The 19,594-nt window shown below is 70.6% G+C and carries 19 protein-coding genes; 9 read left to right on the top strand and 10 right to left on the bottom strand.

Annotated elements, in window-relative coordinates; genetic code table 11:
- Positions 1 to 68 precede the first annotated feature (68 nt).
- The 7 genes from ACLQ3K_RS16710 to ACLQ3K_RS16680 form a co-directional block, all read right to left on the bottom strand.
- On the bottom strand, positions 69 to 1,733 hold the full coding sequence (locus ACLQ3K_RS16710) for a TIGR03767 family metallophosphoesterase (protein WP_426000835.1): 1,665 nt from the start codon (positions 1,731 to 1,733) through the stop codon (positions 69 to 71).
- 195 nt (positions 1,734 to 1,928) lie between these two features.
- Positions 1,929 to 2,951, bottom strand: coding sequence for an ABC transporter substrate-binding protein (locus ACLQ3K_RS16705; RefSeq protein WP_426000888.1), 1,023 nt, complete (start codon positions 2,949 to 2,951; stop codon positions 1,929 to 1,931).
- Between the two features lie 84 nt (positions 2,952 to 3,035).
- Positions 3,036 to 3,863, bottom strand: coding sequence for an SDR family NAD(P)-dependent oxidoreductase (locus ACLQ3K_RS16700; protein ID WP_224645611.1), 828 nt, complete (start codon positions 3,861 to 3,863; stop codon positions 3,036 to 3,038).
- Positions 3,864 to 3,865: 2 nt separating this feature from the next.
- On the bottom strand, positions 3,866 to 5,752 hold the full coding sequence (locus tag ACLQ3K_RS16695) for a galactan 5-O-arabinofuranosyltransferase (RefSeq protein ID WP_426000833.1): 1,887 nt from the start codon (positions 5,750 to 5,752) through the stop codon (positions 3,866 to 3,868).
- A 43-nt stretch (positions 5,753 to 5,795) separates the two neighbouring features.
- Positions 5,796 to 6,557, bottom strand: coding sequence for a decaprenylphospho-beta-D-erythro-pentofuranosid-2-ulose 2-reductase (locus ACLQ3K_RS16690; protein ID WP_426000831.1), 762 nt, complete (start codon positions 6,555 to 6,557; stop codon positions 5,796 to 5,798).
- Positions 6,558 to 6,585: 28 nt separating this feature from the next.
- Positions 6,586 to 8,010 carry an FAD-binding protein gene (locus ACLQ3K_RS16685; RefSeq protein WP_426000829.1) on the bottom strand — a complete coding sequence of 475 codons (1,425 nt, stop codon included), beginning with the start codon at positions 8,008 to 8,010 and terminating at the stop codon, positions 6,586 to 6,588.
- Between the two features lie 68 nt (positions 8,011 to 8,078).
- Positions 8,079 to 8,705, bottom strand: coding sequence for a TetR/AcrR family transcriptional regulator (locus ACLQ3K_RS16680; protein ID WP_224645615.1), 627 nt, complete (start codon positions 8,703 to 8,705; stop codon positions 8,079 to 8,081).
- 98 nt (positions 8,706 to 8,803) lie between these two features.
- Here ACLQ3K_RS16680 and ACLQ3K_RS16675 point away from each other — a divergent pair, with 98 nt between their 5' ends.
- On the top strand, positions 8,804 to 9,964 hold the full coding sequence (locus ACLQ3K_RS16675; protein ID WP_224645616.1) for an acyl-CoA dehydrogenase family protein: 1,161 nt from the start codon (positions 8,804 to 8,806) through the stop codon (positions 9,962 to 9,964).
- On the opposite strand, the gene ACLQ3K_RS16670 is transcribed toward ACLQ3K_RS16675, so the two are convergent.
- Positions 9,961 to 10,146 (bottom strand): sigma factor-like helix-turn-helix DNA-binding protein, encoded by a 186-nt coding sequence (locus ACLQ3K_RS16670; RefSeq protein WP_426000826.1) that lies wholly within the window; start codon positions 10,144 to 10,146, stop codon positions 9,961 to 9,963. The two genes, ACLQ3K_RS16675 and ACLQ3K_RS16670, sit on opposite strands and share 4 nt — an antisense overlap.
- Before the next feature lie 124 nt (positions 10,147 to 10,270).
- Here ACLQ3K_RS16670 and doeB2 point away from each other — a divergent pair, with 124 nt between their 5' ends.
- The 6 genes from doeB2 (at position 10,271) to ACLQ3K_RS16640 (ending at position 16,706) form a co-directional block, all read left to right on the top strand.
- Positions 10,271 to 11,419, top strand: coding sequence for a N(2)-acetyl-L-2,4-diaminobutanoate deacetylase DoeB2 (gene doeB2, locus ACLQ3K_RS16665; RefSeq protein WP_426000824.1), 1,149 nt, complete (start codon positions 10,271 to 10,273; stop codon positions 11,417 to 11,419).
- Positions 11,420 to 11,453: 34 nt separating this feature from the next.
- Entirely contained in the window at positions 11,454 to 12,707 is a 1,254-nt protein-coding gene (locus ACLQ3K_RS16660) for an aspartate aminotransferase family protein (protein WP_426000822.1), read from the top strand.
- Positions 12,704 to 13,951 carry an ectoine hydrolase gene (gene doeA, locus ACLQ3K_RS16655; protein ID WP_336672195.1) on the top strand — a complete coding sequence of 416 codons (1,248 nt, stop codon included), beginning with the start codon at positions 12,704 to 12,706 and terminating at the stop codon, positions 13,949 to 13,951. The genes ACLQ3K_RS16660 and doeA overlap by 4 nt, the downstream gene beginning before the upstream one ends.
- Entirely contained in the window at positions 13,948 to 15,327 is a 1,380-nt protein-coding gene (locus ACLQ3K_RS16650; RefSeq protein WP_224645621.1) for an NAD-dependent succinate-semialdehyde dehydrogenase, read from the top strand. Before doeA ends, ACLQ3K_RS16650 begins: the two co-directional genes overlap by 4 nt.
- Before the next feature lie 50 nt (positions 15,328 to 15,377).
- A complete protein-coding gene (locus ACLQ3K_RS16645) occupies positions 15,378 to 15,827 on the top strand; it encodes a winged helix-turn-helix transcriptional regulator (protein ID WP_224645622.1) in 450 nt (149 codons plus the stop codon).
- Between the two features lie 81 nt (positions 15,828 to 15,908).
- The gene (locus ACLQ3K_RS16640; protein WP_426000819.1) at positions 15,909 to 16,706 is read left to right on the top strand and encodes a nitroreductase family protein; all 798 of its coding nucleotides are present in this window, start codon (positions 15,909 to 15,911) and stop codon (positions 16,704 to 16,706) included.
- On the opposite strand, the gene glmS is transcribed toward ACLQ3K_RS16640, so the two are convergent.
- Positions 16,623 to 18,458 (bottom strand): glutamine--fructose-6-phosphate transaminase (isomerizing), encoded by a 1,836-nt coding sequence (gene glmS / locus ACLQ3K_RS16635; RefSeq protein ID WP_224645624.1) that lies wholly within the window; start codon positions 18,456 to 18,458, stop codon positions 16,623 to 16,625. The genes ACLQ3K_RS16640 and glmS overlap by 84 nt on opposite strands.
- A 13-nt stretch (positions 18,459 to 18,471) precedes the next feature.
- Positions 18,472 to 18,732 (bottom strand): hypothetical protein, encoded by a 261-nt coding sequence (locus tag ACLQ3K_RS16630; RefSeq protein ID WP_224645625.1) that lies wholly within the window; start codon positions 18,730 to 18,732, stop codon positions 18,472 to 18,474.
- A 149-nt stretch (positions 18,733 to 18,881) separates the two neighbouring features.
- Between ACLQ3K_RS16630 and ACLQ3K_RS16625 the strand changes: the two genes are divergently transcribed.
- Positions 18,882 to 19,100, top strand: a complete 219-nt coding sequence (locus tag ACLQ3K_RS16625) for a helix-turn-helix transcriptional regulator (protein ID WP_336672191.1) — start codon at positions 18,882 to 18,884, stop codon at positions 19,098 to 19,100.
- Complete coding sequence (locus tag ACLQ3K_RS16620; protein ID WP_224645627.1) at positions 19,090 to 19,581, top strand: hypothetical protein; 492 nt, start codon at positions 19,090 to 19,092, stop codon at positions 19,579 to 19,581. The genes ACLQ3K_RS16625 and ACLQ3K_RS16620 overlap by 11 nt, the downstream gene beginning before the upstream one ends.
- Positions 19,582 to 19,594 lie beyond the last annotated feature (13 nt).

The raw sequence follows: 19,594 nt of genomic DNA, 5'->3' as shown, positions 1-19,594 counted from the left end.
GACCCGCCCGATCGTCGGTGGGTCCGACCACGCCGACGTGCGGTCGCAGCGCACGATGCGGGTCCCCGTCAGCGCAGCGGGTGGGTGAGGAGCAGCTCGCAGTTGCGGTCGGCGGCGGCGCCGAGGAGCGCGTCGTCGCGGTGGATGTCGTTGTAGGAGAGCTCGCGGTAGAGGCTGGCGAGGCCCTGCGCGCTGAGGTCCGACGGGTTCGCCGTCGCGGGGCTCGCGGCCTCGATGAGCGGCGTGAACAGGCTGAGCGTGCCGTCGCGGTTGTCGGCGACCTCGATGATCCGGGCCAGTTGCGGGAAGTCCACGTGGCTGGCGGTGTTGATCTCCCAGAAGCTCTGCTTCGGCGTGGGACCGGTGTGCGGGATCATCTCGTTCTTGTGGGTGTGGCCGTTCACCCAGGCGATCACGTTCGGGTGCTCGGTGAGCGTCCTCACGACCACCCCGCCGTCGTACTGCTTCTCGCCGGGCTCCTCGAGGTCGGGGAGTTTGGCGGTCATCGACGTCGACGTGTGGTGGCTGAAGACGATGACCAGCTGGTCGGGGTGGGCCTTCAGCTGGGCGGTCAGCCAGGCGAGCTGCTTCTCGCCGATGGTGCCCTCGGCGATGCCCAGGTTGTTGGTGGTGTCGAGGGCGATGCCCAGCACGCCGGGGGCGATCTGGAAGGTGTACCAGGTGGGGCCGTCCGGGCTGGAGAAGCCGTGCCCGACGGGGCCGGGGCCCGTGACCGCCGGGTCGAAGTGGCGGCGCACGAAGTCGCGGGGGCTGAACGGGGCCCGCTTGGCGTCGACGGTGACCGGGATGACCGGCCCGGAGAGCTTGAGCCTGGTGAGCATCGGCCCGACCTGCGACGGATCCGTCGTGAGCGCGCGGGCGATGGCGAGCGCCGCGGGGTCGGTGTGCGGGATGTCGAGCTTCACGGGCGAGAGGTAGAGCCAGTCGGCGATGCCGTTGGGCAGGGTGCCGAGCAGGCTGTCGTCGTGGTTGCCGACCACGGCGTACCAGGGCATGCGCAGCCCGGGGCTGGTGTGCGCGCCGATGGCGGCGCGGAGGAAGCCGGGGATCTGCTGGAAGCCCTTGTCCTTGTACATGTCCCAGTACGGCGACTCGGGCTGCCAGTAGAGCGCGGCGCCGTGCGCCTGCAGGCCCTCGAAGCGGTCGGGGGCGCCGGTGTTGGGCACGACGGTGCCGCCGGAGAGCACCGTCTGGAACCAGTTGAGCTCGGCGAACTCGCGGTTGTCGGTGTTGTCGCCGGTGGTGATGACGCAGTCGAAGGCGCGGCCGGTGAACGGGCCCGCGGCGATCGCGTTGATCCGCTCGACGAGCGAGACCGCGCCCTGCGTGGTCAGGGTCTCCTGCGGGCGGAACGCCGGCGCCTGGAACGGGTGGACGAACTCGAACCGGGCGGGGCTCTGCGCGTCGACGATGTGCATGTCGGTGAGTTGCACGAAGGAGGCGAGCGGGGCGCGCACGGCCTCGCGGGTGCCGCCGGCAGTGGCGAGCTCCTGCCGGACGTACAGGGGCCAGCCGGCACCGTCGACCAGCGGACGGTAGCCGCCGGCGCGGGCCTGACCGGGCACGCTGACCCGCTCCAGGGTGGTGCCGGTGATGTTCCCGGCGACGGTGCTGCCGGGCAGCGCGTGGGCGATGCGGCCGGTGGCGGCCGCGCTGGCGGTGGCGAGCGCAGCGACGGCGCCCGCGCGCAGGAATCCCCGGCGTGTGGTCATGGGTAGAGACCCTAGACACGAATCACATGAGACACATGAACAACACGCGTAACATTGGTAACCGCTCGGCGGCGGCTGCGCGTCGGGGCAGAGCGGTGTGCGCTGAAATGTGCGCCAGGACGGCGCGAGCGGTTCACTACCTGCAGTGATGCCGACTTCGCGCCGCTGGGACGCACATTTCAGCGGGTGCGCCGCCTACTTCGCCAGGTACTCGCCCAGCTGCTTGACGATGAGGTTGGCGCCGGTCGGGCCGAGGCCCAGGTACCAGACGTCGTCGTCCACGCGGAAGGCCTTGCCCTTCTGCACGCCGCTGAGCTGCGACCACGCCGGGTTCGCCAGCGCCGCGGTCTCGCCGGTGTTCTCGGGCTTGCCGTAGCTGGAGTAGAAGATGTAATCGCCGTCGGCCTGCGAGATGTTCTCCAGCGAGATCTCGGTGGCCAGCTCGTCGACGCCCTGGTTGCCGGCGCGCGGCAGGCCCGCGTCCTGCAGGATCACGCCGATGAGCGACTTGTTGCCGTACAGCCGCAGCCGGTTCGGCATGAATCGGACGAGGGAGATGGTCGGCTTCTGGCCGGTGAACTTCGCGCTGAGCGCCTTCGCGTTGTCCGCATAGGTGTTGAGCCCGTCGACGGCCTTCGTCTCCTCGCCGAGGGCCGCGCCGATCAGTCGGAAGTTCTCCTTCCACGGGAAGCCGGGGCGGATGGAGAAGACGGTCGGCGCGATCGCGGAGAGCTGGTCGTACTGCTTGTCCACGCGCAGCTGGCTGCCGAGGATCAGGTCGGGCTTGAGCTTGGCGATGGCCTCGAGGTTCAGGCTCGTGTTCTTGCCGACGGTCTCGACGCCCTGCACCTTGTCGGCGAGGTAGGTCGGGATCGGGCTGGCGCCGTCGGTGACCACCAGGCCGACGGGCTTGATGCCGAGGCTGAGGACGGAGTCCAGCTCGCCGCTGTCGAGCACGACCACGCGCTCCGGCTTCTTCGGGATCTCGGTCACGCCGCGCGCGTGCTTGATGGTGCGCGGGAAGACGCCGGGCGCCGCGTCGGTGCCGAGCTTGGCCGTCTCGGCGTCGGCGGTGCCGAAGCGCTCGCCGCCGGTGGCGACATCGGTGTTGCCCGGGGTCTTGGCGTCGTCGTTCGAGTTCGAGCAGGCGCTGATGCCGACGGTGGCGGCCAGCAGGATGACCGCGGGCGCGAGCCGGCGGGCGAAGGATCGTTTCATCACGCGCCGAAGCGTACCGCGCACATTAGGTGAGGCAAATCAAAGTTACGTCGGGTAAGGGGTGCGGCGGTCCGGAGTCCCGGCTCAGGTCAGCGACGAGATCGTGCGGTCGGCGGTTCCCGGCGACAGGAGGTCCATCACCGGCAGGACGGCGCGCAGCGCCGCGGGCGAGACCTCGACCGGCTGGTGCGTGATCGCGCGGACGATCCACCGGCCCGCCTCGTCGGGCTCGAGGGCGGAGGCCCCGGAGTACTCGGCGGTCGGCGCGATCATCTCGGTGCGGACCAGCGGGAAGTAGACGTTGGTCGCGTGCACGCCGGGGTGCGGGCGCTCGGCGTTCAGGCTGCGGCCGAAGATCGCGAGCGCGCTCTTCGACGCCGCGTACGCGGAGAACTTGGGGAAGGTGTTCGCGAGCAGGCCCCAGGTGCAGACGTTGACGATCTGCCCGCGGCCGCGCTCGATCATCCCCGGCAGCACGCCCAGCGAGAGCTGCACGGCGGAGAAGTAGTTGAGGTTCATCGTGCGCTGGTAGTCGTGGAAGCGCTCGGTGGAGTCGGCGATGGTCCGCCGGATGGAGTGGCCGGCGTTGTTGACCAGCACGTCGACCTCGCCGAGGTCGGTGAGCAGCCCGTCGATCGAGTCGGTGTCCGTCAGGTCGCAGACGCGGTACTCGCCGCCGGTGAGCGCGCACAGTTCCTCGAGCTCCTGCTCGCGCCGCGCCACCGCGATGACGTGGGCGCCGCGCTCGGCGAGCTGCAGGGCGGCCTCGCGGCCGATGCCCGCCGACGCCCCGGTCACGACGATCCGCAGGCCGCGCAGCGTCCGGCCCTTCCCGGCGAGGGCCGCGTCGACGGAGTCGGGCAGCAGGCTGCGGCGCTGCATGAGGTCGCGCACGGAACGGGACAGGGACATGGTCACTTCCTCACGATCACGACGAACGGGCCCGTCTCGGTGACGGCGAATCTCGGGTCCTCGAAGAGCTTCTCGGGGAAGACGACGGTGTACCGGCGCACGTTCGGGTCGTTGGGGTAGACGTCCTCGGCGAGGCGCAGGGAGAGGCCGTCGGCGGACCGTCGGAAGACGAAGGCGTCCGGGGCGCGCCACGGCGTCTCGTCGAGCGCCTTGACCAGCTCGTCCGGCGTCTCCAGCTTCGCCCACTCCTCGATCGCCGCGGACCGGGCGGTGAAGTGCGCCAGGGGGTTCGCGTAGTTCGACGTGAGGTTCTGGAAGCCCCAGTACGGGTAGATCGCGAGGAAGCCGTAGTCGGCGGTCAGCACGACGGTGTCGGTCCGCGGCCTGCCCGTCGCGGCCAGGATGGCGGCGTCCACGTCCTTGTACGACGATTCCGCGCCCGCGGGACGGCGGTCGCCGCGCTCGCCGTGGCCGTCGGTATCGGAGTAGGCGACGGCGATCTCCCCGGCCAGCTGCGCCGGGATCGTCTGCGCCACACCGATCGCGGCGAGCACGCCGAGCACGACGCCGGCGTCGCGGTAGCGCGGGTAGCCGTCGCCGAGCGCGCCGACCATCGTCACCGCACCGAGCGCGCCCGCGGCGGCGAGCAGGATGTGCAGCACCGGCTCGGTGCGGAAGCCGAGGAGCGTCGTGCCGGCGGGGGAGGCGGCCATGGAGAGGATCGCCCACAGGTACGAGCCGGCGATGCCGAGGCCGAGCGCCTGCGCGGGCAGGCTGGAGCGGGCCTTCACCAGGACCCAGATCACGCCGATCATGCCGAGCGCACCGAGCAGCGTGAAGTGCAGCATCGGCAGCGAGAGAACGGAACCCTGCTCGGGCAGGTAGTGGAACGCGGAGCCCTTGGAGTCGGTGCCGTCGCGAACCACGCGCAGCAGGAACGGCCCGTACGCGGGGAGTCCGATCGCGATGGCGATGACGCCCATTGCCGCGACCCGCGCCGGGTAGCGCCACTCGAACCGGCGCTCGCGGATCCAGGCGGCGATCAGCGCGACCACGCCCATCAGCACGATGGTGAACGCCGCGACGCCCAGGTACAGCGTGTAGAACCACACCGCGACGCCGAGGTACACGCCCACCAGGACGATCGCCCCGCGGCGGCCGCGGAGGATGGCGGACCAGGCGACGATCAGCGCGGGCGGCAGCAGGATCGCGACCGCGGCGCCGTAGGGCTCGGCGGAGCCGTAGAGCAGCATCGCGACCGTGGTGGCGAGCGTCGCGGCGATCGCGCGCGCGGGACCGACGACGGTGAGCCACAGGGCCAGCGCGACTGCGGCCGCGACGGCCAGGGAGATGATCGACCAGGGCTGGAACGCCGCCCAGCCCTCGAGCCCGAAGAGCTTCGCGAAGCGCCCGCCGAGCCAGAACCAGCCGGGGGAGTACAGCGGCGGCATGTCGATGTAGGTCATGTCGGCCAGCCGCGGCGACGAGGTGAACCGGGTCAGGTACTCGGTGCGGAACTGCTGGTCGACGGAGATGCCGCCGAGGTAGAGCTTGGTGCCGCCGAGCGGCAGGGCGAGGGTGACGGTGACGAACCCGGCCACCGTCGCGAAGGAGAGCAGCCGGGCGAGGCGCGCCTGCCAGGCCGGGACGGACCGCGACAGCAGTACGGCGCACGCGGCGAGCACGACGATCGCGATCACCTGGAAGACGGTCGAGAACGCGCGGGTGACGTTGGAGCTGCTGTACGCGGGCCACTCGACGGAGCTGATGGCGAACCACCCGACGACGCCGACCGCCGCCGCGAGGATCGCGGCGGCGGCGAGGTCGAGGGCCAGGTCCCGCCCCCGGGCGGGGGCCTCGGGGGCGTCGACGGTGCGCGTGTCAGTCACGCGGGCCAGCCTAAAGGGTGGTTCCGAGAATCGGACGCGCCCCCTAGATCGGGAGCTTCTTGAAGATCGGCTGCGGGATGTTCTTCAGGCCGAAGCTGACGAAGCCCCACGGCGCGGGCGCGTAGATCAGCGACTTGCCCTTGATCGCGGCGTCGACGGCGAGGGTGGCGATGACGTCCTTGTCGATCGTCAGCGGGGCCTCCTTGACGTGCGCGGAGAACTTGGTGCGCACCATGCCCGGCCGGACCACGAGGACGGAGCCGCCGAAGGGCTCCAGGGCCTGACCCAGGTTGAGGTAGAAGCCGTCGAAGCCGGCCTTGGAGGAGCCGTAGACGAAGTTGCTGCGGCGCGGGCGCAGGCCGGCGACGGAGCTCATGGCGATGATCTGGCCGTGGCCCTGCTCCTTGATCTTCTGGCCCAGGAGCACGCCGACGGACACGGCGCCGGTGTAGTTGACCTGCGCGAGGAGCACGGCCTTGCGCTGGTTCTGCCACAGCTCCTCGGCGTCGAAGTCGAGGGCGAAGGCCACGATCGCCACGTCGATGTCGCCGCCCGAGAAGGCGGCGTCGATGGTCTTCTGGTGGCCGTCGAAGTCGGTCGCGTCGAAGTCGATGACCTCGACCGACGTGGCGCCGGCGGCCTCGACCTGGGCGACGGCCTGCTCGCGCAGCGGGTCGTTCGGCAGCGCGGCGAGCACGACGCGCATCGGGCCCTTGGCGAGGTACTCCTCGACGATCGACAGGCCGATCTCGGAGGTGCCGCCGAGCAGCAGCAGGGACTGGGGGACGCCTACGGCGTTCTTCATATGTCTTGGTTCCTTGCGGTCGTGAGGCTTAGGCGAGCTCGAGGCGGCGGCCCATGTCGGACATGAAGACGCCCGTCGGGTCGATCCGGCGACGGGTGGCGATCCACTCGTCGACCCGCGGGTACATGGCGTGGAACATTGCCGCAGTCGTGCGCGAGTCCTTCGCGGTGTACAGCCGGCCGCCCATCGCGAAGACGCGCTTGTCGAGCTCGGTCACGAACTCGTGCAGGCCCTTCTTGATGGGGAAGTCCAGGCACACGTTCCAGCCGCGCATCGGGAAGCTCAGCGGCGCGTCGTTCCCGTCCCCGAACAGCTTGATCACGTTGAGGAAGCTCACGTTTCCAGAGGCCTGGATGTCGCGGATGATCGACTTGAACTCGTCCTCGTTCCCGGGCGGCACCACGAACTGGTACTGCAGGAAGCCCTTGGGGCCGTAGGCGCGGTTCCACTCACCGAACAGATCGAGCGGGTGGTAGAACTGCGTCAGATTCGCGATCTTGCCCTCGTAGGTGCTTCCCGTTGCGCGGTAGTACACCTCGCTGAGGAGGGCGAAGTCGAACTTGTTCGCGAGGCCGTGCGGGAACACGTCCGGCAGCGTGATGAGCTGCGGGGCGTTGAACTTCAGCGGGTCCTTGGCGAGGTTGTCCGGCAGGTCCTCGAGCTTGGCGAGGCTGCCGCGCGAGAACGTACCGCGACCCAACTTCTTCTTGGAGATCGAGTCGAACCAGCCCGACGAGAAGTCGGCTCCGTCCTCCCAGCCGCCCAGATGCAAGTCGACGGTCTCATCCAGCGAGTTCGTGACGCAGCCGTCGGCCTTGAAGTACGCGGTCTCGGTGTGCTGCATGTTCAGCTTCGCGCGCAGGATGATGCCGGTGAGGCCGATGCCGCCGACGGTGGCCCAGAAGAGCTCGCCCTTCGGGTCGTCCGGCGTGCCCTTCGGGGCCAGCGTCAGGACGCGGCCGTCGGCCACGAGCAGGCTGATCTCGGCGACCTGGTTGCCGAAGCTGCCGGTCGAGTGATGGCTCTTGCCGTGGATGTCGTGCGCGATCGCACCGCCGACGGTGACCTGTCGGGTGCCGGGCAGCACAGGCACCCACAGGCCGTACGGCAGGGCCGCCTTCATCAGGGTGTCGAGGTCGACACCGGCGTCGACATCGACGAGAGCGTTCTCGGCGTCGATGTCGTGGATCGCGCTGAGCGGCGTCATGTCGATGGTGAGGCCGCCGGTGTTCTGCGCCGACTCGTTGTACGAGCGGCCCAGCCCGCGCGCGATCACGCCGCGTCGCAGGTAGGCGGGCTTGTCGGCCTCGGCGTCGGCCACGACGGCGACGGCCTTGGCGATCTGGTCCACGTCGGGCGTGGACAGCACATGGCCCTCGATCGGCGTGGTGCGCGACCAGCCCACCAGCTTGCGCGTCGAGATGGGCAGATAGGGAAGAGTTGTCTCGGACATCGCCCATCAGATTACCGCGCCCAACCTGAGTCGATGCTGAGGTTGAAGCTGCTGTGACCTCGTCTTGGTCACACGTCGGGGCCGTGCGACCCCGCGGGCTCGGTGCTCACCGACAGTCGCGGTTTGTCGTCCGACGGTGCGCCCGGCTCGCGCAGGTGCTCCCACATCGCGTCGACGAGCGGCTGCAGGAACAGGGTGCCCATCTGGCGGACCATCATGGCGATCACCTGGTCGGACTCCGCCCGGTCGGTGGAGGCGAGATGCGCGGCGCGCAGGCGGACGACCTCGCTGCGGCCCAGTTCGGTGAGCCGGATCAGGAGCTGTGAGCCCGCCGGGTCGAGGAAGGAGCGCCGCAGGTAGTCGACGACCGCGGGGTGCCGGGCGAGCATCTCGCGGACGGAGGCGTCCCGGGCGGCCGCGACGTCGGCGGGCGGACCCTCGTCGGGGACGCGGGCGATCGCCTGCGCGTGGTACTCGACGATCTGCTCTTCGACGGCGGTCCGGAGGCCGTCCTTGGTCGTGAAGTGGTGTTGCACCAGGCCGACGGTGACCCCGGCCCGCGCGGCGACGGCGCGCAGCGAGACGGCGCTCGTCCCGTGCGCGGCGAACAGCTCGAGCGCGGCGTTCCGGATCCGGGCCTTCGCGGTCAGGTCATCGTTCGACGCGGGGAGGCCGGCCGCTGGTGTCCCTTCCACCTGCGTGATCCTAGCGGCCCGGGCCTTGCGCTGTACACACGCATCGTGGACTATACGAATGTATTGCCCGATCGTGCGCCGAAGAGAAGAGACCGCCCATGACCGCACTGTTCCCCGACTACCGCCCCGCCTGGGAGACCCCCGAGCACACGGAACTGCGCAAGCACGCCGCCGAGTTCTTCCGCCGGGAGGCCACCCCGAACCAGGAGCGGTGGGCCGAGCAGCACCAGGTGGACCGCGAGTTCTGGAACAAGGCGGGCGCCGCGGGGCTGCTCTGCACCGAGTTGCCCGAGTCCCTGGGCGGCGCGGGCGGCGACTTCGGGCACGACACCGTCGTGCTCGAGGAGCTGGTCTTCTCGGGCGACGGTGCCTTCGGCTACGGCGTGCACTCCACCATCTGCGCGCACTACATCGACGACTGCGGCACCGAGGAGCAGAAGGCCCGGTGGCTGCCCAAGGCCGCGTCGGGCGAGGCCGTGCTGGCCGTCGCGATGACCGAGCCCGGCACCGGCTCGGACCTCCAGGCCGTGCGCACCACCGCGGTCCGCGAGGGCGACGAGTACGTGATCAACGGCTCGAAGACCTTCATCTCCAACGGCAGCCACTGCGACCTGCTGATCATCGTGGCGAAGACCGATCCGAGCCAGGGCGCCAAGGGTATCTCCCTCATCGTCGCGGAGACGAAGGACCTCCCCGGTTTCGAGCGGGGGCGGGTGCTCAAGAAGATCGGACAGCACGGGCAGGACACCCGCGAGCTCTCCTTCACCGACATGCGCGTCCCCGTGGAGAACCTGCTCGGCGGCGTCGAGGGCCAGGGCTTCTACCAGCTGATGCGCCAGCTCCCCCGCGAGCGCCTGAGCATCGCCATCGGCGGCGTCGACGCGGCGGAGAAGGCGGTGGTCGAGGCCATCGCGTACACCAAGGAGCGCAAGGCCTTCGGCCGTCCGATCGCCGACTTCCAGAACACCAAGTTCGTGCTCGCCGACGCCAAGACCGAAGTCTTCGCCGGCCGCACGCTCATCGACCACTGCATCGGCCGCGCCATCGACGGCACGCTCGACGCCGCGACCGCGTCGATGGCCAAGCTCTGGGCGTCCGACATGCAGTGCCGCGTCATCGACAACGTGCTGCAGCTCTTCGGCGGCTACGGCTACATGATGGAGTACCCCATCGCCCAGCTCTACGCCGGCGCGCGCGTCCAGAAGATCTACGGCGGCACCAACGAGATCATGAAGGAGCTGATCGCGCGCAGCCTCTAGAGGCCGCCGCGGATCCGTTGCAGCGCACGGTGTTGGCGCAGCCGCACCGTCGACGGGGCGATCCGCAGCAGTGCTGCGGTCTCGTCGACGGTGCGGCACTGCACCACGCGCAGGTGCAGCACGCGGTACAGCTCGGGCGGCAGCGCCGCCCGGATCCGCGCGTCGTGCGCCCCGTGCCCCATGCGGATTCACGCTAGGCATCGCGGGGCCCGGGCACATCCGCCGTTCGGGTGATGTCCGCGCGCCTTACGTCGGATCGCGGTACGTTGGTCTGGACCGAAACGGACACCCATCCGAGGAGGTCCGATGAACGATTCTTGGGCCGAGACCGTTGCCCGGGCCACCGAACTCCGACGCGAACTTCATCGCCGCCCCGAGCTCGCCTGGGCGGAGCACGCCACCGCCGCGGCCGTGCGCGCCGAACTCGACGCGATCGGCCTCGCGTGGCGGCCCTGCGCGGACACGGGCACCGTCGTCCGCCTCGCCCCGACCGCGACCGGCCGGCACGTCGCGCTGCGCGCCGACCTCGACGCCATGCCGATCCGCGAGGCCACGGGCCTGCCGTACGCCTCCGCGGCCGATGGCGTCATGCACGCGTGCGGGCACGACGGCCACACCGTCGCCCTGCTCGCCGCGGCCCGCTGGCTCCACTCCCACGAATCGAGCCTCCCCGGCCCGGTCACGCTGCTTTTCCAGCCCGCCGAGGAGGGCGGGCACGGCGCACGCGGCATGATCGCCGACGGTGCCCTCGACGGCGTGGAAGTCGTCTTCGGCTGGCACAACTGGCCCGGACTGCCCCTCGGCCGCGCCCTCTGCCCCGACGGGCCCGTCATGTCCGCCAACGGCACCTTCGAGATAGAGCTGATCGGCCGCGGCGGCCACGCCTCGCAGCCCGAGGCCACCCGCGATCCCGTCCTCGCCGCGGCCGCGGTCGTGGTCGCGCTGCAGCAGATCGTCGCGCGCCGCACGTCGCCGCAGCAGGCCGCCGTGGTGGCCGTGACCTCCCTGCACGCGGAGAGTGCCGCCACCGTCACCCCCGATACGGCCCGCCTCGCGGGAAGCGTGCGCGCCGCCGACGACGAAGCCCGCACCGGGGTCTTCGCACTCATCGACGAGATCGCGGGCGCCACCGCGGCGGCGCACGGCGTGCGCGCCGCGACCGTGACGACGGTGCGCTACGGGGCCACCGTCAATCATCCTCGCCCGGCGGCCGACCTGCGGGAGCGCCTGTCGACGGTGCTCGGCCCGAACTGGCCCGAGCCCGCCGCCGCGACGCCCGTGCTCGCCTCGGAGGACTTCAGCTACTACCTGCAGCGGATCCCGGGGGCCTTCGCGCTCCTCGGCTCCGGCACCGCGGCGCCGCTGCACAGCGCCGAATACGACTTCGACGATGCCCTGCTCGACCCCGCCGCGCGCCTGCTGGTGGGGCTCGCGGGGGCGCCGGAGCCGCCCTGACAGAAGAGAGTCGCACGGAACGAAAGGAATTCGCATGGACACTGCTGCGTTCGAGAACTGGGAATCGGAAGTCCGTGGGTACTGCAGGAACTTCCCGACCGTCTTCGCCTCCGCGTCCAACGCGCGGCAGGTGGACGAGGCCGGGAAGAGCTACATCGACTTCTTCGCGGGCGCCGGCGTGCTCAACTTCGGGCACAACAACCCGAACATGAAGCGCGCCATGATCGATTTCCTCGAGGCCGACGGCGTGGCCCACAGCCTCGACACCTACACGACCACCAAGCGCGACTTCCTCACCCGCTTCCACGACGTGATCCTCGCGCCGCGCGGCATGGATCACCGCATGCAGTTCACGGGACCGACGGGCACGAACGCGGTGGAGGCGGCGCTCAAGCTCGCCCGCCTCGCCACAGGTCGCCGCGAGGTGGTGGCCTTCAGCCACGGCTTCCACGGCATGACGCTCGGGGCGCTCGCCGCCACCGCCAACCACGCCTTCCGGCAGTGGGCCGGAGTGCCGTTGCGCGACGTGGTGCGGCTGCCCTTCGAGACGGCCCCCGGCGGCAAGACCGCCCTGTCGGACTACGCCGCGGCCCTGGCGGATCCGTCCAGCGGCCACACCCCGCCGGCCGCCTTCCTGGTGGAGGCCGTGCAGGCCGAGGGCGGCGTCAACGTCGCGAGCGCTGACTGGCTGCACGCCGTGCAGGACCTCGCGCGGGAGACTGGTGCGCTGTTCATCATCGACGACATCCAGGCCGGATGCGGGCGCACTGGAAGCTACTTCAGCTTCGACGGCTACGGCCTCGACCCCGACGTGATCACTCTCGCCAAGGGGCTCGGCGGCTACGGGACGCCGATCGCCATGAACCTCAACAAGCCGGCCGTCGACGCGCACTGGTCGCCCGGGGCGCACACCGGCACCTTCCGCGGCCAGGGCCTGTCGATGGTGGCCGGCACCGTCGCCCTGGACTACTTCGCCGACGACGAGCTGATGACCGCCGTCGCCGCGAAGGGGGAGACGATGCGCGAGCGCCTCGCCGCGCTCGCCGCCGCGCACCCGGACCGCGATTGGGAGGTGCGGGGCAAGGGCATGATGCAGGCCCTGGACACCGGCGACGGGGCCTTCGCCAAGGCCGTCCAGGCCGCCTGTTTCGACGCCGGGCTCCTCGTCGGGCCGTGCGGCAGCGGCGGCCGCGTCCTGAAACTCATCCCGCCGCTGACGATCCCCGACGAGGACCTCGCCGCGGGCCTGGACATCCTGGAGGCGGCCGTGACGGAGGTGGCGCGATGAAGCGGCGCGACGACATGACCTTCCCGCCGGAGGAGTACGAGCGGCGGCTGACCGAGCTGCGGGAGCGGATGGACAAGCGCGGGCTCGACGCCGTGGTGATCACCGATCCCGAGAACCTGATGTACCTCACCGACTACCAGACCACCGGCTACTCCTTCTTCCAGGCGCTCGTGGTGCCGCTCGACGAGGAGCCGGTGATGATCACCCGCGCGATGGAGGAGTCCAACGTGATCGCGCGGACCTGGGTGGAGCGCACCCGCCCCTATCCCGACACCGGCGACGCCATCCAGGAGCTGGTGCTCACGCTCAAGGAGGGCGGCCTCGGGACCAAGCGGGTGGGCTACGAGCGCAACAGCTACTTCTTCCCCGCGTACCAACAGGACCGGGTGCACACCTCCTTCCAGCAGGGTGTGCTCATGGACTGCTTCGGGATCGTCGAGGCGGGGCGGGCCACCAAGTCCGACGCCGAGATCGCGGTGATGCGCAAGGCCGCCCGCGCCGCGGAGGCCGGCATGGCAGCCGGGCTGGAGGCGGCGGTCCCCGGGAACACGGAGAACGACGTGGCGGCGGCGATCAGTGCCGCGATGTTCCGGGCCGGCGGCGAGTTCCCCGCCGTCATGCCCTACGTCGCCTCGGGACCGAGGTCGATGATCGGCCACGCGACGTGGGAGGGCCGCACCATCGAGCCGGGCGAGCACGTCTTCCTCGAGGTGGGCGGCTGTTACCGCCGGTACCACGCCGCGCTCATGCGCACCGCGGTCAACGGCGAGCTCTCGCCCACCATGTACGAGGCGCAGGAGAAGATGAAGCTGGCCCTCTCCGAGCTGAAATCGCTGATGCGGCCGGGGATGACGGTGTCCGACGCCGACTCGCTGGTCCGGCGGATCATCTCGGACAACACCGTCGGCGCGCGGCTGATCACCCGGTCGGGCTACTCCATCGGGATCGCCTTCCCGCCGTCATGGGACGAGGGCTACATCCTCAGCCTCAACCCGGGCGACTTCACCGCACTGGAGCCGGGCATGACCTTCCACGTGATCCCGTGGATGTGGGGCGTCGACGGGGACAAGACCGTCGGCATCTCGGACACCATCCGGATCACCGACGACGGCTGCGAGTCCTTCTTCACGCTCGACGAGGATTTCGCCGTGCACGACGGCGCCGGTTCGGGTTCCGCGGTGAACGGCGCCGCGATCGATCCAGGGCCACAGCAGGAGACGACCGAGGCGGAGGTGCTGCCATGACCACGATGCTGACCGCGATCGACCCGTCGACCGGCGAACCGATCCGGGAGGTGCCGGCCGCGGGCCCCGTCGAGATCGAGACGACGCTCGAGCGCGCCGAGACGGCGTACCACGACTGGCGGCGGGCGGGCTTCGCCGAGCGGGCGCACCTCCTGCGCGCGGTGGGCGCCGAACTGCGCCGGGGCGTCGAGGATTACGCCTACGTGATGACCGAGGAGATGGGCAAGCCCATCACCGAGGCGCGGGGCGAGGTGGTCAAGGCGGCGTGGGCCGCCGAGCACTACGCCGAGCACGGCGAGCAGTACCTCGCGTCCGAGTCCGTCGAATCCGACGCCACCTCCAGCTACGTGCAGTACCTGCCGATCGGCCCGGTCCTCGGCGTGTTGCCGTGGAACGCCCCGTTCTGGTTGGCCTTCCGGTTCTGCGCGCCCGCGCTCATGGCGGGGAACACCGCCGTCATGAAGCACGACCCGCACGTCCCGGGCTGCGCCGCCGCCATCGCCGGCGCCTTCCGGGCCGTCGGTGCTCCGGACGGCGTCTTCGCCTCGCTCCCGGTGGCGACGCCCGACGTGGCGGGGGTGATCCGCGACCGCCGGATCCGCGCCGTCTCCTTCACCGGCTCCGACCGCGCGGGTTCCGCCGTGGCGTCGGTCGCGGCCTCGGAGATCAAGCCCGCGGTGCTGGAGCTGGGCGGCTCGGACCCGTCGATCGTCCTGGCGGACGCCGACATCGAGGCCGCCGCCGAGGTGCTCGCCCTGTCCCGGATCATCAACGCCGGCCAGTCCTGCATCGCGGCGAAGCGGATCATCGTCGAGCGGTCCGTGCACGACGAGCTCGTCGAGGCCCTGCGCACCCGGCTCGCCGCGCTGCGGATGGGCGACCCCCGGGAGGACGACACCCAGGTCGGGCCGATCGCGCGCGCCGATCTGCGGGACAACCTGCACCGCCAGGTCGCGGAGACCGTGACCGCCGGTGCCACCTGCCTCCTGGGCGGGACGGTGCCCGACGGACCGGGGTTCTTCTACCCGCCCACGCTGCTGACGGGCGTGCGGCCGGGGATGGCGGCGTGCTCCGAGGAGACCTTCGGTCCCGTCGCCGCGGTGATGACGGCCGTCGACGCCGACCACGCCGTCGACCTCGCGAACGCCACCCCGTACGGCCTCGCCGCGAGCGTGTGGACCGACGCCGCCCGCGGCGAGGCCATCGCGCGGGAGCTCGAGGCCGGGCAGGTCAGCGTCAACGGCATCGTCAAGACGGACCCGCGGCTGCCGAGCGGCGGCGTCAAGCGGTCCGGCTACGGCCGGGAGCTGGGCCGCGCCGGCATCCACGAGTTCGTCAACGCCCAGCAGGTCTGGGTGGGGCCGAAGCGGGACTGACGGGAGTTCGACGGTGCGCGGGCCCGAGACCGCGTCGTAGAGTCGGTGCGGTGAGGTACGAGGAGCTCGGCGATCTTCCCTGTTCGATCACCCGGCCGCTGGTGGTGCTCGGTGATCGGTGGACGCTGCTGGTCCTCAAGACGGCGTTCGCCGGGGTGCGCAGGTTCAGCGCCTTCCAGGAGTCCCTGTCGATCTCGAAGAGCCGTCTCCAGGACCGGCTGACGCGCCTCGTCGAGCACGGGATCCTCGTGAAGCAGCCCAGTGCAGAAGGCGCCCACGACGAGTACCGGCTCACGCCGAAGGGCATGGACCTCTATCCGATCCTCATGGCGATCAAGGATTGGGGCGACGAGTACATGGCGCCGGACGGCCCTCCGGTGCACTACCGCCACGCGGACTGCGGCGGCGAGGCTCACGCGGTTCTTACCTGCGGCGATTGCGGCGAGCGGCTGACAGCGCGCGACGTGGTGCCGGAGGCCGGGCCGGGCATGACGGCATAGGTCGGTGCGCGAAGGGTTCCCCTCGGCGCTGATCCCTGCTAGCTTTTGGTCTCAAAATAAGACCAACTGATCGGAGTGCTCATGCCGGGCATCGCGCACGCTCCCCGTCTCGACGACCTCCTGGCCGACCGGTGGACGTGTCGGCAGTTCATCCCCGACCGCGAGGTCCCATTCGAGACCATCGAGGAGCTCCTGGCGGCGGCGCAGCGGACACCGTCGTGGTCGAACACCCAGCCGTGGGGGTTGTGGGTGACCACCGCGGCGGCGACGGGCCGGTTCCGGGCGGAACTGGGCGCGCATGTGGCCGCGGGCGGAGAGGTGAAGCCGGACATCGACTTCCCCGTCGCGTACACCGGGCGGCACCGGGAGCGCCGGCGGGATTGCGGGCACGCGCTCTACGCGAGCCTCGGTGTCGAGCGGGACGACCACGCCGGTCGCGCGGAGCAGTTCCTCCGTAACTTCACATTGTTCGACGCCCCGCACGTCGCGGTGATCACCAGCCCCGTCGAACTCGGAACGTACGGGGTGCTCGACTGCGGGCTCTACATCGCCACGTTCCTGCTCGCGGCGCAGGACCGCGGCCTGGCCGCCGCGCCGCAGGCGGCCCCGGCTGCGTACTCCCCGTTCCTCCACCGGCACTTCGGGATCGACGACTCGCGCCACGTGGTGGCGACGATCGGCTTCGGCTACCCCGACCTCGACGACCCGGCCAATCGGTTCCGCACCGCGCGCGCCGCGCTGACCGAGAACGTGGTGCTCGTCAGCGATCGGCCGCACGATGCGGCACCGGTTCGCCTACTCGACGGTGACCGACTTCGCCAGGTTGCGGGGCCGGTCGATGTTGAGCCCCAGGCTCAGCGCCGCGTAGTAGGCGAGTAGCTGGGTGGGGATCATCAGCAGGATCGGGTCCAGCTCGGGCTCGTTCTTCGGCACCGTGAGGGTCACCTTCGCCTCGGGCAGCTCGACCCCCGGGTTGGTGATGGCCACGATGTCGCCGCCGCGGGCCGCGATCTCGTGCAGCGCACCGATGTTGCGGTCCAGCAGCTCGTCGTCCGGGACGATCGCGACGGTCGGCATCTCGGGGCTGATCAGCGCGAGCGGGCCGTGCTTGAGCTCGGAGGCCTGGTACGCCTCGGCGTGGCGGTAGCTGATCTCCTTGAACTTCTGCGCGCCCTCGCGGGCGGTCGGGTAGCCCCGCACGCGGCCGATGTAGAAGAGGCTCGGCGCCTCGGCCAGCAGCTTCGCGGCGTCCTCGACGTCGCCGGGGGAGTCGATGATCTCGCCGATCTGCGCGGGCAGGGCCTTGAGGCCCTTGACGATCCGCGTCCCGTCGGTGATCGAGAGGTCGCGCACCCGGCCCAGGGCGAGCGCGAGCAGCGCGAAGCCGACCGCCATGTGGGTGTTGGCCTTGGTGGAGGCCACCGAGACCTCGGGGCCGGCGTGCAGGTAGATGCCGCCGGAGACCTCGCGCGCGATGGTCGAGCCGACCACGTTGACCAGGCCGACGATGGTGCCGCCCTTGCGCTTGACCTCCTGCACGGCGAACGCGGTGTCGGCGGTCTCGCCCGACTGGCTCACCGCGACGTACAGGGTGTCGGGCTCGACGATGGGGTTGCGGTAGCGGAACTCGCTGGCGGGCTCGGCGTCCGCGGGGATGCGGGCGAGCTCCTCGATGACGGAGGCGCCCAGCTGGCCCATGTAGTAGGCGCTGCCGCAGCCGAGGATCTTGACGCGCTTGAAGCGGCGCATGGCCTGCGCGTCCAGGTTCAGGCCGTCGAGGCGGGCGGTGGCGAAGCGCTCGTCGAGCCGGCCGGAGAGCATGCGCTCGAGCGAGCTCGGCTGCTCCGCGATCTCCTTGAGCATGAAGTGGCTGTGGTTGCCCAGCTCCAGGTCGTCGGGCGAGATATCCACGGTGGTGGCGGACTTCGCGACGGCGCGGTTGTCGTCGGCGCTGAACATGCGGAAGCCGGAGGCGGTGACGGTGGCGCACTCGCCGTCGTCGAGGTGCACGACCTGGCTGGTGTGCCGCACCACGGCGGAGATGTCGGAGGCGACGAACATCTCCTTGTCGCCGACGCCGATGATGAGCGGGGAGCCGTTGCGGGCCACGACGATCCGGTCGGGGTGCTCGGTGTCGATGACGGCCAGGGCGTAGGTGCCGCTGAGGCGGTGCAGCGTCTGGCGCACGGCGTCCTCAAGGGTCTCGGCGCCGCTGCGGGCGATGAGGTGGGCGACGGCCTCGGTGTCGGTGTCGGAGGTCAGCTCCACGCCGTCCGCCTCGAGCTCGAGGCGCAGGTCCCGTGCGTTGTCGATGATGCCGTTGTGCACGACGAAGATCCGCTCGTGGCCGTCGGCGTCGGGGGCGGAGGTGTGCGGGTGCGCGTTGGCCTCCGACGGGGCGCCGTGCGTGGCCCAGCGGGTGTGGCCGATGCCGGTCTTGCCCGCGAGCCGCTTCGGCAGCGCGGCCTCCAGGTCGCGCACGCGGCCCACGCTGCGGACCCGCTTCGCGCCGGACGGGCCGAGCACCGCGATGCCCGCCGAGTCGTACCCGCGGTACTCGAGCTGGGTGAGTCCGTCGACGAGGATGTCCACGGCCGTCTGGCCACCGATGTATCCGACGATTCCGCACATGCTGAGGCGGCTCCTAGCTGTAGATGAGGCGGCGCAGCTGCCGCTCGGTGAGATCGGGTGCGGCGACGAGCCGGCTGCTCAACTCGTCGGCGAGGGTCGCGAAGATCTCCGCGTTCTTGGCGCCGCGACCCTGCAGGTCGCGATGCCGGCGGCGGACGAACTCCTCGACCGGTTCCCGGTAGTAGGCGGTGACGTCGTCGATGACACGCACGGCCTCGGTGGCGGAGAGCCCCGTGGTCCGCGCGATGTGATCCACGAGATCGCTATCCGGCACGGCTTCGATCTTCCGTGCCCGACGGTGTCGTGTCAATTATCTGCCCGTAATCGGGCAGAAATGAGATCGATTCGGTCGGGCGAAGCCAACCGAGCCAAGAATGACAAGAATGCTTGACACCAAATGTCAAGGCTGCTTGACTCGATGGTGTGGACGACGACGAGAACCCGGTGCGGGCGCGGCGACGCGTCCAGCGCATCACCCAGGCCGAACTGGCCGCCGCCGTCGGCGTGAGCCGGCAGACGGTGGTCTCGGTCGAGAAGGGCGACTACGCGCCCAGCGTGTACCTCGCGCTGAAGGTGGCCCGGGCCCTCGGCGCCACCGTCGAAGAGCTGTTTCCCCTGAAGGAGGACGATCATGTCGGCTGAGAGTCGTATCGAGGACTTCATCCTCGCGCCGTCGGACCCCGCGTGGGGCGACGAGCGCAACCGCGAGGAGTACTACCGGGCGATGGCGGTGGGCTACTACTGGGCGGCCCCGGCGGCGCTCGTGGCCTCCCTGATCGCGGCGGCGGAGGGCGCCCGGATCACCGCGATGGCGGTGCTCCTGCTGCTGCTGGCGACGCAGCTCGCCACCTACCGGTACTGCACCCGGCACGACGTGCCGTTGGCGTCCATCTCCCGCGCCTTCATGACCCCGAAGCGCAAGGCCGTGATGGCGGCGATCCTGATCCCGTACCTCGCGGTGTGGTGCTCGCTGCAGCTGGACCGCGACCCGAGCACGATCGCGGGCGCCGCGGTCGGCGGGCTCGTGGGTGCGGGGATCGCCGCCGGCGCCGTGTTCCTGGCGGCCCGGACCGAGCGTCGCCGGGAGGCCGCGGCGGCCGCCGACGACGACGTATTCGAATAACGAAGGATCCATC

The organism is Tsukamurella sp. DT100, from assembly GCF_049844855.1.
Classification (GTDB): domain Bacteria; phylum Actinomycetota; class Actinomycetes; order Mycobacteriales; family Mycobacteriaceae; genus Tsukamurella.
The sequence above is the reverse complement of the archived record's forward strand: the minus strand, read 5'-3'. Positions and strand labels throughout refer to the sequence as shown.

Excerpts from the sequence above, each read along its gene's own strand:
- ACLQ3K_RS16710 (WP_426000835.1), bottom strand. The coding sequence starts at position 1,733 with ATGACCACACGCCGGGGATTCCTGCGCGCGGGCGCCGTCGCTGCGCTC.
- ACLQ3K_RS16705 (WP_426000888.1), bottom strand. The coding sequence starts at position 2,951 with ATGAAACGATCCTTCGCCCGCCGGCTCGCGCCCGCGGTCATCCTGCTG.
- ACLQ3K_RS16700 (WP_224645611.1), bottom strand. The coding sequence starts at position 3,863 with ATGTCCCTGTCCCGTTCCGTGCGCGACCTCATGCAGCGCCGCAGCCTG.
- ACLQ3K_RS16690 (WP_426000831.1), bottom strand. The coding sequence starts at position 6,557 with ATGAAGAACGCCGTAGGCGTCCCCCAGTCCCTGCTGCTGCTCGGCGGC.
- ACLQ3K_RS16685 (WP_426000829.1), bottom strand. The coding sequence starts at position 8,010 with ATGTCCGAGACAACTCTTCCCTATCTGCCCATCTCGACGCGCAAGCTG.
- ACLQ3K_RS16675 (WP_224645616.1), top strand. The coding sequence starts at position 8,804 with ATGACCGCACTGTTCCCCGACTACCGCCCCGCCTGGGAGACCCCCGAG.
- ACLQ3K_RS16670 (WP_426000826.1), bottom strand. The coding sequence starts at position 10,146 with ATGGGGCACGGGGCGCACGACGCGCGGATCCGGGCGGCGCTGCCGCCC.
- doeB2 (WP_426000824.1), top strand. The coding sequence starts at position 10,271 with ATGAACGATTCTTGGGCCGAGACCGTTGCCCGGGCCACCGAACTCCGA.
- ACLQ3K_RS16660 (WP_426000822.1), top strand. The coding sequence starts at position 11,454 with ATGGACACTGCTGCGTTCGAGAACTGGGAATCGGAAGTCCGTGGGTAC.
- doeA (WP_336672195.1), top strand. The coding sequence starts at position 12,704 with ATGAAGCGGCGCGACGACATGACCTTCCCGCCGGAGGAGTACGAGCGG.
- ACLQ3K_RS16650 (WP_224645621.1), top strand. The coding sequence starts at position 13,948 with ATGACCACGATGCTGACCGCGATCGACCCGTCGACCGGCGAACCGATC.
- ACLQ3K_RS16640 (WP_426000819.1), top strand. The coding sequence starts at position 15,909 with ATGCCGGGCATCGCGCACGCTCCCCGTCTCGACGACCTCCTGGCCGAC.
- glmS (WP_224645624.1), bottom strand. The coding sequence starts at position 18,458 with ATGTGCGGAATCGTCGGATACATCGGTGGCCAGACGGCCGTGGACATC.
- ACLQ3K_RS16620 (WP_224645627.1), top strand. The coding sequence starts at position 19,090 with ATGTCGGCTGAGAGTCGTATCGAGGACTTCATCCTCGCGCCGTCGGAC.